Source organism: Anaerococcus vaginimassiliensis, assembly GCF_900626155.1.
In the GTDB taxonomy this organism is placed as follows: Bacteria; Bacillota; Clostridia; order Tissierellales; family Peptoniphilaceae; genus Anaerococcus; species Anaerococcus vaginimassiliensis.
Genome location: NZ_LR130844.1, coordinates 1738786 through 1751776 on the forward strand (window position 1 = coordinate 1738786; position 12991 = coordinate 1751776).

Annotated in this window: 15 protein-coding genes; 2 read left to right on the plus strand and 13 right to left on the minus strand. The window is 27.8% G+C overall.

Annotated features, from left to right (window positions below):
* From E0D87_RS08565 to E0D87_RS08590, 6 genes are all read right to left on the minus strand, one after another.
* A partial coding sequence (locus tag E0D87_RS08565) for an ABC transporter transmembrane domain-containing protein (protein WP_130820202.1) occupies positions 1-504 on the minus strand: 504 nt, incomplete at its 3' end.
* 37 nt (positions 505-541) lie between these two features.
* A complete protein-coding gene (locus E0D87_RS08570) occupies positions 542-1894 on the minus strand; it encodes an MATE family efflux transporter (RefSeq protein ID WP_130820104.1) in 1353 nt (450 codons plus the stop codon).
* A gap of 12 nt (positions 1895-1906) precedes the next feature.
* Entirely contained in the window at positions 1907-3355 is a 1449-nt protein-coding gene (locus E0D87_RS08575; protein ID WP_130820105.1) for an ABC transporter ATP-binding protein, read from the minus strand.
* Complete coding sequence (locus E0D87_RS08580) at positions 3352-4032, minus strand: energy-coupling factor transporter transmembrane component T family protein (RefSeq protein ID WP_035111397.1); 681 nt, start codon at positions 4030-4032, stop codon at positions 3352-3354. Before E0D87_RS08580 ends, E0D87_RS08575 begins: the two co-directional genes overlap by 4 nt.
* Positions 4032-4610, minus strand: coding sequence for an MptD family putative ECF transporter S component (locus tag E0D87_RS08585; RefSeq protein WP_002838928.1), 579 nt, complete (start codon positions 4608-4610; stop codon positions 4032-4034). Before E0D87_RS08585 ends, E0D87_RS08580 begins: the two co-directional genes overlap by 1 nt.
* A gap of 51 nt (positions 4611-4661) precedes the next feature.
* Positions 4662-5234, minus strand: a complete 573-nt coding sequence (locus E0D87_RS08590; RefSeq protein WP_035111395.1) for a TetR/AcrR family transcriptional regulator — start codon at positions 5232-5234, stop codon at positions 4662-4664.
* Positions 5235-5526: 292 nt separating this feature from the next.
* Between E0D87_RS08590 and E0D87_RS08595 the strand changes: the two genes are divergently transcribed.
* A complete protein-coding gene (locus tag E0D87_RS08595) occupies positions 5527-5883 on the plus strand; it encodes a plasmid mobilization protein (protein ID WP_004835595.1) in 357 nt (118 codons plus the stop codon).
* Between the two features lies 1 nt (position 5884).
* Positions 5885-7216: a relaxase/mobilization nuclease domain-containing protein gene (locus E0D87_RS08600; RefSeq protein ID WP_130820106.1), complete on the plus strand. Its 1332-nt coding sequence runs from the start codon at positions 5885-5887 to the stop codon at positions 7214-7216.
* Positions 7217-7362: 146 nt separating this feature from the next.
* Here the strand turns inward: E0D87_RS08600 and E0D87_RS08605 are convergent, their stop codons facing one another.
* The 7 genes from E0D87_RS08605 to E0D87_RS08630 all read right to left on the minus strand — a co-directional run bounded on the left by E0D87_RS08605 (position 7363) and on the right by E0D87_RS08630 (position 12902).
* Positions 7363-7884: a VanZ family protein gene (locus E0D87_RS08605; protein WP_004812176.1), complete on the minus strand. Its 522-nt coding sequence runs from the start codon at positions 7882-7884 to the stop codon at positions 7363-7365.
* 27 nt (positions 7885-7911) lie between these two features.
* Positions 7912-8652 carry an ATP-binding cassette domain-containing protein gene (locus E0D87_RS09295; RefSeq protein WP_341272808.1) on the minus strand — a complete coding sequence of 247 codons (741 nt, stop codon included), beginning with the start codon at positions 8650-8652 and terminating at the stop codon, positions 7912-7914.
* Positions 8643-9053, minus strand: a complete 411-nt coding sequence (locus E0D87_RS09300; RefSeq protein WP_236587200.1) for an ABC transporter transmembrane domain-containing protein — start codon at positions 9051-9053, stop codon at positions 8643-8645. The genes E0D87_RS09295 and E0D87_RS09300 overlap by 10 nt, the downstream gene beginning before the upstream one ends.
* 30 nt (positions 9054-9083) lie before the next feature.
* Positions 9084-10313, minus strand: a complete 1230-nt coding sequence (locus tag E0D87_RS08615) for an ABC transporter permease (protein ID WP_035112649.1) — start codon at positions 10311-10313, stop codon at positions 9084-9086.
* A gap of 169 nt (positions 10314-10482) precedes the next feature.
* The gene (locus tag E0D87_RS08620) at positions 10483-10773 is read right to left on the minus strand and encodes a hypothetical protein (RefSeq protein WP_004818854.1); all 291 of its coding nucleotides are present in this window, start codon (positions 10771-10773) and stop codon (positions 10483-10485) included.
* The gene (locus E0D87_RS08625; RefSeq protein WP_130820107.1) at positions 10739-12013 is read right to left on the minus strand and encodes an ABC transporter permease; all 1275 of its coding nucleotides are present in this window, start codon (positions 12011-12013) and stop codon (positions 10739-10741) included. Before E0D87_RS08625 ends, E0D87_RS08620 begins: the two co-directional genes overlap by 35 nt.
* A gap of 1 nt (position 12014) precedes the next feature.
* Positions 12015-12902, minus strand: a complete 888-nt coding sequence (locus E0D87_RS08630) for an ABC transporter ATP-binding protein (protein ID WP_012797171.1) — start codon at positions 12900-12902, stop codon at positions 12015-12017.
* Positions 12903-12991: the final 89 nt, after the last annotated feature.

The window sequence follows — 12991 nt, forward strand, 5'->3', positions numbered from 1 at the left end:
CATTCCTACCACAAATGGAATTAGTGATAATAAAGTTAAACGCCAATCTAGTGTAAACATGTAAATAAACAATAGAATAGGTCCTACTAAATTTGCCGTAAATTCTGGCACTAAGTGGGCAAGGGATGTTTCCATAGAATCAACTTGCTCAACTATAATATTTTTTAATTCTCCAGATGATCTTGATAGTACATCTCCCAATGGCATCTTGAAAAGTTTCTTAGAAATATCATTTCTGATTTCTCCTAATGAGTTAAAAGTTGCGGTATGGGAAATACTTGTTGATATTCCTGCTGCCACTTCTTTAATAACAAATGTTATTAAAATATTTATGCATAGTGGAGTATATAAGCTAATATCCCTTATGCCATTAATCAAATTCACAATAATTTTCGCCATGTATATATAAGAAAAAAGCCCAGCCACTACTCCAATTATTGCCAGTAAGATTGACATAAAATATGAGCCTTTTCTTTTATTTACATATTCTTTTACTAAATTCACTTTAAAACCTCCTTTAGTAATATTTTTAAATAGTTTATTATATTTTTTTTATTTCAGAGGGCATTCTATTAAGCTCTCCAATCATCATTGCTATTCCAGCTAAAATCATAATTAAATCTACAAGAGGTTCAGCAAACCATACTGCCTTAACTCCAAATATCATTGGTAGAATAATCATGGCAGGAACGAATAAAAATAATTGTCTTAGCATGACGATTATGCCTGCCTTTTTAGCATTTCCTATTGCTTGGAAGAATGTTATAGACATAACCATTACTCCATATAAGATAAATATAGAATAGAATAGTCTAAAGTTTCCTACTCCCTGAGTTATAATACTTTCTTCTACTCCAAATAGGGAAAGGATGTTTTTTGAAAATAATAAGACTGGTAGCCAAAATATGGCTGCAAGAACAAGTCCTCCAATGGAGAATACCTTCATTGCCTCCTTTACCCTGTCATATCTTTTTGCTCCAAAGTTTGTACCAACAACAGGTTGCAAGCCTTGACTCATTCCCCAAAGTGGAATAAAGGAAAAGGCATATATTCTTAAAGTTGCTGCCATTAAGATAGCATTTGTATCTCCTCCATATTTAAAGGACATTTTGTAAAGCATGGTCTGCTGAATCATAAATAAAATTTGCATCATCATAGCAGATGACCCTACGCCAAACATTTCTCTTTTTATTTCCTGATCAGGTTTGATTTTATTTATTTTTACTGCTTTACTTTTATATTTGAAGTAATGGAGTGTTATTATCGCTTGAACAAATTGTGCTGTAATAGTTGCAAGTGCAGCCCCTTCTATTGCGTATTTTCCCATTAATTTCATTAGAATGGGATCAAGAATTATGTTTAAAAAAGCCCCTAGCCCCATAATGAGCATTGCTTTTTTCATTAATCCTTCTCCACGCATAACCATGTTTGCTGATTGAGTAAAGTTTACAAATAAAGAACCAATGAAAATTACTCGTAAATATCTGATACCATATTCTTTAATTTCTCCACTTGCTCCAACCATATCTAAAAAATGTGGTGCAAGTAAAATTCCGCCTATTGTAATAATTGATGAGAATAGAATAACCCAAAAGATTAAATTTCCCATAATTTTATCAACTGTTTTTTGGTCACCCTTTCCTATAGCTCTTGATAAAACTGATGCTGAACCTACACCAATAAGTGTAGATACACCACTATTGAAAAATGTAAGTGGCATAGCTACACCACAAGCTGTCATTGCTGTTTGTCCTATAATATTTCCTGCAAAAATTCCATCCATTAGTGGATAAAGACCTATTACTATCATTCCTATTACAGCAGGGATAGATAATTGAAAAAGTAAATCTATAGGTCTTTTTGTTAATAATTGTTCTTTCATATCTTGTTTCAAAAAATCAACTCCTTACACAATCAGTCCATCTTTAATAAATTTCAAAATATCTTTTTCATGTCCTTGAACATATACTTTCTTATATCCATCTTCTTCAAGCATTAACACAGAATTACAAACTTTAAAAATAAGTTCTATATCATGAGTTATTATGGCAAAAGGATATATTTTTGAATATCTTTTTATTATTTCAGAAATATCATTCATCCTCTTGTAATCTAAACCTGACGTAGGTTCATCAAGAATTATTAGTTTTCTAGCACTTAAACAAGCAGTTAATAGTGCAAGTCTTTGTTTTTGTCCACCAGATAGATTTTGTGGATGGTCATACCTATTTTCCCAAAGGTCAATATGTTTTAATTCGTTTCTAAGTCTATTTAAATATTCAACGTCATTAATTCTATCTTTTTGTAAAAGCTCATTTTCCACTGTATCAAAAAATATTTGGTATTCTACATCTTGCATCATATAATAAGCGTTTCTTAATCTTTCTTTTTTATTTCTCCCAAAGCTTGTCTTGCCTTTAAAGTTTAATAAACCAGCTAAAGATCTTGCAAGAGTCGTTTTACCTACTCCATTTTTACCTATAATCGCCATTATCTCATTTTCATATAAGCTTATATTTAAATTTTTTATTAATTCTTTTTTACCAATAGAAATACCAACTCCTCTTATATCCTCAACTACATTTTTGGAATTATCAATATTTTCAGATAGCAAAAAATTATAGTTAGTTGTTCTTAAAGAGTAATTTTTACAATCCTCTTCTGTTAATTCACCTTTTTTAAAGACTTTTTCGATTTTACCATCTTTCATATACAGAAAACGATCATATAAATCATTTAAATAGAACAATCTATGCTCAGATATTATTATCGTTTTTCCTAAGGATTTTAATTTTTCAAGAATATTCTTAAGTTCGACTATTCCCCTATAGTCTAAATTTGATGATGGTTCATCAAAGAAAATTATTTTAGTATCATAAACAAGAGTAGATGAGATAGCAACTTTTTGCTTTTGTCCACCTGATAAAGAATTGATATTTCTATATTTTAAATTTTCAATTCCCATCACACTCAAAGAGTCATCAACTCTTTTCTTTAATCCTGAAAGCTCCATTCCTAAATTTTCTCCAACAAAGGCAAGCTCATCCTCAACAATATTTGCGAAAAACTGATCTGTTGGATTTTGAAAAACATTTCCTATATATTTTGCCAATTCTCCATTTTTATATTGCGAAATATTTTTTCCTAAAATAGATACTTGTCCATATAATTGTCCTTGATAATGATTCGGAATTAAACCATTTAATATTCTTGTTAGAGTAGTTTTTCCACAACCAGATAAACCACTTATAACAACAAGTTCCCCTTCTTTAATATTTAGCTCTATATCTTTTAAAATTACCTTATCATTTCCATCATAAGAGAATTTTTTAATATCAGCTTCTATTACATTCATATTGACCTCCACAATAAGAAAATAGCTAAAAGTAAGAATACGATATCAAAAAATTTAAAAGTTATTTTATGATAATTGGTCCTTTCCCCTCTATATTCTGCTCCTTTAGATATAATAGATGAAGTCAAAGTTTCACTCACTTGCAAACATTTATAGATAAGAGGGATGAAATAAAGTTCAAAAGACATAATAGGATGGAGGGGACTTAATCTTAGTCCCCTTACCTTCATGCCATTCTTTATTTCTTTAAGCCTTAACCCCATCTCTGATATAAACTTCATTCCTATCACTATGCTTAGAGCAAACACATTTGGAATGTGTAAAAACTTAAGTGAACTCATCATTTTAAGTGGTGATGTATTCACAAGAATACCGCCAATAATAAATATCGGAAAGAGTTTTAATACAATTTCTACAAGACCTAAAATTGCATTTCCACCTATTCCTAAGTCTGTAATAGTTAATGTTTTGCCAACAATTAACAAGATAAGAACTGTTGCTAGTTGTTTAATAAATTGTTTTAAGGAAAAAGTTAAAGTTAGAAACATTGATATTCCTATCATAATATAGTAGCCAATATCATCTGTTATAAATAATATAATCGAAAACGCTAAAATTAAAACAAATAAGATTATAGGATTTACAAGACAGTTGTCATCTCTCCTTATTTTTTCCATTACAATATTCCTGATTTTTTACTCTTTTTAAAAAACTTATTATTTATATATAATCCAAATCTTCCTGCTATTAATACCAAGACGATATTAATGCCTATTGAGATTAGCATTGCCTTTGGTGTAAAAAAGGCATCCATAAAGGCAGCCTGTTCTTTAGTAAATACGCTAAAAACTTCAACAATTTTTTCTGGTCCAAGTAGTCTTACAAATGTCATTGCATGCATTGAAATAACAAACATTCCAGCAGATACTGCTAAGGCAACTCTATTATCATTTTTATAGTTACCTATAATTAATTCTGCTACAATAGCTGCGATGGCATTTACTATAAGCATTGGCCAATATCCACTTAATGCATAAAATACACCAAGCAACATGAAAAATATAAAAGCTATTCCTCTTTTTTGTAATTTTTTAGCCATAATTATAAATGGCGGAGCTACTACAAAGGAAGAAAATCCTGCCGCTATATATAAGGATAAAGTTCCTAACATTCCTGTGGCTGTTGATACAGCCATGTTTAATATAAACGCCACTACTGTAAAAATTGTAACTTGTACGATATCTTTTAATTTCATATAAACCTCCAATTTAAGATATATTTTTTCTTTCTGAGTAAACCCTAAGATTTACTTAGCATTATTATCTAAGATAATTCCTATCATTTTTTTTAATGCAAGTTTGTTCTTCACAAAATTTTCTCTTGCATTTAGAACTTCACAACCTAGAATAAATGTGTTAATCAAATCAGTTATTAATTCGATAGCTTCACTTAATTCACCTCTTACATCTTCATCAAATAACATTAGAATACTATCAGATGATGATTTTTTTAGTTTCTTATATAAGTCTTTTAACTTATCGTCATGATTTAATTCCTGCAAAAACATTGCATAAATTGAAACATAGTCACTCTGATATAGCATTTTTTCTAAAATAATCTCAGATAAAACTTCGCTAAAATCCTGACTTGTATTATTCATCTCATCATAGATTATCTTCTCTCTGTATTTATTTCCTTCTAACATAATGTCGTATAAAATTTCATAGGTAGAACCATAATGATGATACAACCCACCTCTAGAAAGCCCAGTAGCTTCCATAATGTCATTCATAACTGTATTTCTAAATCCCTTATCCAAAAAGACTTTCATAGCTGCTTGTCTAATCTGCTTTTTTCTTTCTTCAGCTTCCATTTTCATTTCATAAATAACCTCCAAACCGACACTATTGTCGGTATTATTGTATCAACTCTGATAATCATTGTCAATAGCTTCGCTTATACTTCTTTATTAATTTTTTTAAATGCGGTATAATTAATAAAACCTAATAAACGCTTAACGCTTATAACTTTAATAGCAAGCACAGTAAGTGTACGGACACTTACGAAAAAATTAATGGAGCAGCCCTTTACGGAATGCTCCATTTTTTTAATTTTTACCTTGTTAGGGAGAACCCTAAGACCCCGAAATATATTTTATAAAGGAGAATAAAATGGCAAATAGATTTAGAAATGAAAGAATAGAAATAAAACTAACTAAAGAAGAAAAAGAAGTTTTTGAAAAGAAAATGAAACTTGCAAACTGCAAAACTATGTCCCACTTTCTTAGGAAATGTGTATTAGAAAAAGAGATTTATGTTGTAGATTTAGAACCATTTAGAAACCTACAATGGCTACTTTCGAATGCAACAAATAATATAAACCAGATTGCAAAAGCTACTAATACAACTGGTGTTATTTACAAAAATGAAATTGAATCAATGAATAAACAGATAGAAAAATTATCAAAAGAAATATGGCAGATCCATTCCCTACTTCTTAACAAATCAAAAGAAAGTTCTGGTGATTAGTATGGCAATTACAAAAATACATCCTATAAAATCAACTCTAAATTTGGCAATAGATTACATTACTAAGAGTGAAAAAACTGATAAAAAAGTCTTGGTATCTTCATTCAAATGTCATCCATCTACTGCCCACATACAATTTATGAAAACACGAGAAGATAATGATACTAAAGGTACAGTTTTGGCTAGACATTTAATCCAATCTTTTCTACCAGGAGAGGTTGATCCTATAAAAGCTCACGAAATTGGAATGGAGTTATGCAAGAAAATTTTAAAAGAAGATTATGAATTTGTACTTGCAACTCATATAGATAGAGGACATATCCATAACCATATTATTTTTAATAATGTTAATTACAAGACTGGTAAATGCTACCAATCTAACAAAAAAACTTACCATAAAATCAGGTATCAAAGTGACGAATTATGTAAAGAAAATAAGCTTTCAGTTATTGATAAATACTATGAAGCTAACAAAAGAAAATATAAAACTGCAGGTAAATCCTGGTATGAGTATGACCAAAACAAGAATGGAAATTCTTGGAAATCTAAACTTCAATTTGATATAGATAGAATGATTAATAAATCTAGATCTTGGGAAGGATTTTTAGAAAATATGAAATCTCTTGATTATGAAATTAAGTTTGGTAAACACATTGCTTTTCGTCATAAAGATAAGCAAAGATTTACAAGAGCTAAGACTATCGGAGAAGATTATACTGAGGAAAAAATCAAAGAAAGAATAGATATAACTATTAAAAACAAAGCTAATCCTATTAAAAAACGTGTAGGAAATATTATTGATATATCTACTAATGAGAAAGCTCAATCCTCTAAAGGTTATGAAGTTTGGGCAATAAAATATAATATCAAAACAATGGCAGATTCAATAATTAAACTTCGAGAACAAGGAATTAATTCAATTACTCAACTCGATGACCTGATCAAAAAATCTGCTGATGATAGACAAGACTTATTAGATAAAATAAAGAAGATTGAAACTGAAATGAAGAGTTTATCCGAGAATATGGAAAATATAAATACTATAAATAAGTATCGTGAAATCTATAAATACCAAAAGAAAAATCCTGATGATAAGCAATTTGCAGAAGAATATTATAGCGAACTTTCCGTATATAAAATTGCCGCTAAAGAAATTTTAGAAAACTATAAAAAACTACCAAACACAAAAGAAATACTATCAAACCTCGATAAATTGCAAGAAAAAAAGAACACCCTTATGCTAGAGTATTCTTTGAATAAAGAACAATTTTCTGACCTTGTTCAATATAGGAAAAACTATGAAAATTATTATGGAAAGGAAGTGGAGAGATAAAAAGCTATGAAAGAGTAAACGATAACTCTGTGTAATTGCATTAAAGGGTATTATAATATTTATTGTTAAGTATAAGAATTTAAGAGTCAAGTCCATAATATTGTGTAAATTAAACTAGTACAATATTATGGACTTGACTAAATTTTTTAAATACCATTATATTTTAAAAAAACAATTAATACTAAACTTATAAAAATAGCACTAATAAAAGCTATCCAAAAAATAAATTTATCTACTTTAAACTTAGATTTAAATTTTTTTAAAGCTAAATTATATATTCCCACGCCCAATACACCACCTAATGTATTATTAATTATATCAGTTATATCAAATACTCCAATTGACAATGCGTACTGTAAAAACTCTATAGCTAAACTAAAGAAAAATACAAAAAGAATACTTTTTAAATTGTTTTTACGAAATAAAATAGATCTAATCATAATTCCCAAAGGTAAAAAAATGAGTATATTTGATACCATCTCATCAAAAATAACTTTAATATTAACTGTATTGTCATAATAAAATGGTAGTAAATTTATTTGTCGCTCAATCAATAAATTATTGATTGAAAATGTCATTTTAAATACTACAATAAAGATTAACCAAATTATATAGTATACAGTTAGCACTTTCATCCCAACTGAAATATATTGATTTTTCAATTTCATAATTAATTCCCCTTCAATCTATTAAAGTCACTTAAATTCCTTATTATACATTAACTTATATCTATTACAGTTTTCAATTAAATCATCGTGACTCCCATCACCTACTATTTTTCCATTATCCATCACAATAATTCTATCAGAATTCATCGCACATCTTATCCTATGGGTGATATATATAATAATCTTATCATTCAAATTATTTAAAATATTATCAAATATGATTTTTTCAGAAATTATGTCTAATGACGAGCTTGGCTCATCAAATAACAATAGACTTGATTTTCTATACATAGTTCGTGCTATTGCAATTTTTTGCCATTGTCCGCCTGAAAGTTCCTGCCCATTTTCAAACCAATTACCTACTACTTTATTAATATTATATTTACCATCATTTTTTAAAAATTTTGCATCAGCACTATTTAATGCTGTTAGAATCGAAAAGTCGTCTTCATTTCTATCAATTTGCCCTAATATAATATTCTCTTTTATTGTCCCCTCATATTTCAAATAATCTTGAAATAATGAACTAATCTGTATTCTATAAGATTCTATTTCAATATCATCAAATTTCATCCCATTAATTAAAAACACACCTGAATCTGGACTATATAATCCAGCTAAAATTTTTAGAAGTGTACTTTTTCCTGAACCATTTTCCCAAATTATTGCAATGGATTCTCCTTTTTTTATCTTTAAAGAAATGTCTTGCAGAGCTAAACTATTATCATCATAAGAAAAGCTTATATTAGATAACGATATTACATTAATGTAGCATCTTGCTCTATTCTGTTCAAAATATCGTAAGTTTTATTATCTTCAAGTTTTTTTAAAGGCAAATCAGCACATTTTCCCATTACTTTCCTCATAGAAGAATAAGTAACTTCATTACTTAACCTTTGTAAATAGTAGTTTTTAATATTATCTACTATTACAGATATAAATTGTAAAGATAAATATATAAGTATAAGTATTATAATATTATCAAATCTAGTGGAATGAATTTGAATTATATTAATTATTGTTTGTCCTAATTTAAGAACTAAAAACGGAAAAACACCACTTACAATTGACAATATTATAGTAATCGCAAAAGAATTTTTATCTACTTCATAAATCATCTTGAATGCTATTTTTATACATTCAAGATGATTTATTTTATCCTTACCCATATATTTATCCTCTACTTCCCATTAAAATATTTATTGCTCTATTTTGTTATATGATTTTATACTTAGCAATAAATACAGAGCAATATTAATTAAAGCCATTATTACTAGAAACTTTGGAATCCATAAAATTTTACCTGGCAACTTAACAAATTCAAATTTTTGATACTGTTCAATTAAGCTATTTTCTGCAGTACCTAATCCCAAAGACGGCAAAAAATAAAATATTGATTTAAACAATTTTTTTCCATACAATAATGATGGAATAAAAAATAAAACACTCGATATGGCTGATGAAACCATAGAAACTTTTGAATTTATAGCGACAAATATTGACATCATTGAACTTGCAATAGTAAATAATATACTTAACAAAAATACACTTAATATAACTTTACCTATAGTTAAATTAGATATTGACAGTTGATTAAATAGTAACATTTGAAAAGATGAATCTAAACCATTAGTATAAAGATATTTAATAGTTCCATAATAAATAGATATATTTAATATCAAATAAAGCGATATAATACTTGCTAAGGCAAGTATCTTGCTGCAAATATATTTATTTCTTCCATTTCTAGTTGTTCTAAAAATTGAATCTAGGTAATTTTCTTTATCTTCAACAATGCATTGTGATGAAATCAATATACAAATTAGTGATAATACCGTTATAAAAATATTTACGAAAAATAGTATATCTTCACTAAAATATCCTCCATAATAAAATGGTTTATTTACCTCTTTATATTTTTCTAGAGCAAATTCTGTTATCTTGTCATTGTCATATTTCTGTTTTATGTCCCTTTCCAATGCATCATAACAACTTTGATAAAAATTTAAATCTTTTTCTGTATCAAGTTCGTTTACATCAAGTAAACTTCCAGATGTTGTAATTGTATATGGGTATGTTATTACTCTTAATATAGGATCAAATTTCGATATATTTTTTTTAGCATCCTCTGATAAGTTTTCTCTACTGTTTACATTTTCATTATTTAATATTTCTTTATAAGATTTTACTACTTTAGTTATTTTTTCTTCTGTCAAATAACCTTCAGAGGCTTTATTATCCTCATTAAAATGATCTATAGCCTCTTTTCCAAAATAGGTAATTGTATCACCAGAACTTATATCATCATATTGTACACTTCTATAAGTAATAAATGATATCAAAAAAGTAAAAAATAAACCCACGACCAAAAAAACTCTTACTGATTTTTTAGATAAAAATCTTTTTAGTTCCTGTAAATATATGTTCATAATCTATACCTCCCCTACAGCTTTGACAAAGCAAACTAGTCTTATTATTTATAATTAATATAGAAGCCCACAAAATATAGACTAAAATTTCTATATAGTGTGAGCCTCTATGATTCATCATTAATATGATGCTCTAAGAGTTTTTAAAGCGCGAACTCTGTTACCAGTTCTATATTCTCCTTATTTTATTTTTTTCATCCCACGATAAAATTGGATCATAATAATCTTTTAAAATCATTCTTTCTTCATAAGATTGTGGTCTTGTATATATGCTTTCATGTGGTCCATAATCTATGGAAGATGTTAATATGTTTATATTCTTAGGCAACCAATCGCATTCATTTAAATAAACTTGTATCTTATCATACTTATCCTCATAATCAGGTCCTTCGATTACCATGTTTAAGGTAATGTTTTCTTTATTATTATATTTTTCTGCTTCTAGGGTTATTAAGTCCATAATTACCTCCAATTTTTGAATACATCATTACTACTAAACTTGGTAAAATAATAATATATATTACAGCTGATATCATTATAAGACTTGATGAACTCATCCAATTTCCAAAAACATTTACAAAATTAAAATCAGCTATTTGATTTTGTAATGAATTGAGTAGTCCTACTCCTGAAGATGGAAAAATATAGTTTATAGCACTAATCATACCAATAGGAGAAATTATTGTTGGAAATACTGCTAATAAAATTGATTTCATTATGGATTCAACTTTTCTTTTACTTAATACAGAAATAATTAGTGTAGCAAGAATGGTTGAAATCAATATGATACTATTACAAATAAGCATATATTTATTAAACTGTCCAAAGTTCCAATTATGCAAACTTAAAGCACTAAACATCATCTGAACAGAAGTCTTTTTATACTCTGTTCCAAAAGCATAGTCTAATATAGAGCCTTGTATGAAGTTTCCTAAGAGCAAAGTTAATACCGAAATCGTAAGTATTGCTAGGATTTTATAGATGGCAAACTTTCTTCTGCCATATTTAGTTGTTTTAAATATATAATCTAAATCATTCTCACTATCTGACGAGAATATTGGAGCTGCTACTACAACCATTAAAATTATTATTATCGTATTATAAAATCCTCTATAATCATTTGCATCTGTACTATAATATCCATAATATTCATATGGAGTCTTTATTTTACTCAGTGCTTTTTCAGATTTTTCTATAATTTGATTCTGAGCTTTATTAGGATATTCATTTTCAATTACTTTATTTAGATAATCAAATACTTTATTGTAAAAATATTTGGTATCATTGATATCTATGCTTAAAACTGGAGGAAGGTTATTACTTTGAGAATCAGTGAATACTTCATTTACTTTCTTACTTATATGTTCTATAGGCATAAGCTTCTTTGTATTAATTTCAGGTTTTAATTCAGACCTATCAGTAACATTATATTCTCTTAGTATTTCTCTATATTTTTTTGTGCCATTATAAATTAAATCTTCTGTTATCTTTCCTGAATAAGGCTCTTTAGCTTTTTTAATATATTCTATTGCTTCTTTTCCTTTTAAATTTTTTACTTGATCTCCTTCTCCATAGGTAATTTTTGTAAAATTAATTGGAGCTATGGAAAGCAATATAGCAAGTAGTAATGAAAACAATATTATAATTTGATTTGATCTTATTGATAAAATCCTCTTTATCTCATTTAAGTAAATTTTCATTTTAATTCACCTTAAAACTTCTATCTTCTGGAAAGACCCATAAATAGAAGTCTTCTAGATGAGCTTTTGTTAATTTAGAATTATTTAAAACATCATCTTTATCTGATATGTATCTAATGAGTACGTTTCCATCATCTTGTTGTTTTACATTAACAACATTCAATTGTGTTTCTTTTTCTGCATATTCTCTATTTGATATAGATGCTTCGTATACCTTATTCTTAATTTTAGATATCAGTTCATCAGTTGTTCCAGAATATACAAATTTACCATCTTTCATAATTAAATTTGATGTTGATATATATTCAATATCAGAGACTATATGAGTCGAAAGCAAAACTATTTTATTTTTTGATATTTCCGTGATAAAATTTCTTAATTTTATTCTCTCACCAGGATCAAGTCCTGCTGTTGGTTCATCTAAAATTAATATTTTAGGATCATTTAAAATAGCTTGACATATTCCTACTCTCCTTCTCATTCCTCCTGAAAGCTTTACTACTTTTTTGTACTTGACATCAGATAAGTTTAATACTTCTAGGAGTTTATCAATCATTTCTTCTGTTTTGCTCTTGTCTATACCTTTTAAAGCAGCTACATATTGTAAAAATGAATTTACAGTAAACTCTGGAGCACAAATAAATTCTTGAGGTAAAAACCCTAACAAATTCCTATATTCTTCTCCTAATTTGTTGATTCTTTCCCCATTATATAAAATTTCGCCTTGACTCGGTGTACTAATTCCAGTGATCATTTTTATTAAAGTTGTTTTCCCAGCACCATTTGCACCTAAGAGTCCCCAAACACCTGGACATAACGTAGCTGATGCATTATCAACCGCTAATTTATCTTTAAATTTCTTACTTACGTTTTTAATCTCTAATTCCACTAAACTACCTCCCTTATCTTTTATGCTTCCTTATTAAAAAGTAAAAAAATACATCTTCATGTTAGTGATAAAAATTTTACTCCTCTATG

Excerpts from the sequence above, each read along its gene's own strand:
- E0D87_RS08575 (WP_130820105.1), bottom strand. The coding sequence starts at position 3,355 with ATGAATGTAATAGAAGCTGATATTAAAAAATTCTCTTATGATGGAAAT.
- E0D87_RS08580 (WP_035111397.1), bottom strand. The coding sequence starts at position 4,032 with ATGGAAAAAATAAGGAGAGATGACAACTGTCTTGTAAATCCTATAATC.
- E0D87_RS08585 (WP_002838928.1), bottom strand. The coding sequence starts at position 4,610 with ATGAAATTAAAAGATATCGTACAAGTTACAATTTTTACAGTAGTGGCG.
- E0D87_RS08590 (WP_035111395.1), bottom strand. The coding sequence starts at position 5,234 with ATGAAAATGGAAGCTGAAGAAAGAAAAAAGCAGATTAGACAAGCAGCT.
- E0D87_RS08595 (WP_004835595.1), top strand. The coding sequence starts at position 5,527 with ATGGCAAATAGATTTAGAAATGAAAGAATAGAAATAAAACTAACTAAA.
- E0D87_RS08600 (WP_130820106.1), top strand. The coding sequence starts at position 5,885 with ATGGCAATTACAAAAATACATCCTATAAAATCAACTCTAAATTTGGCA.
- E0D87_RS08605 (WP_004812176.1), bottom strand. The coding sequence starts at position 7,884 with ATGAAATTGAAAAATCAATATATTTCAGTTGGGATGAAAGTGCTAACT.
- E0D87_RS09300 (WP_236587200.1), bottom strand. The coding sequence starts at position 9,053 with ATGGGTAAGGATAAAATAAATCATCTTGAATGTATAAAAATAGCATTC.
- E0D87_RS08615 (WP_035112649.1), bottom strand. The coding sequence starts at position 10,313 with ATGAACATATATTTACAGGAACTAAAAAGATTTTTATCTAAAAAATCA.
- E0D87_RS08620 (WP_004818854.1), bottom strand. The coding sequence starts at position 10,773 with ATGGACTTAATAACCCTAGAAGCAGAAAAATATAATAATAAAGAAAAC.
- E0D87_RS08625 (WP_130820107.1), bottom strand. The coding sequence starts at position 12,013 with ATGAAAATTTACTTAAATGAGATAAAGAGGATTTTATCAATAAGATCA.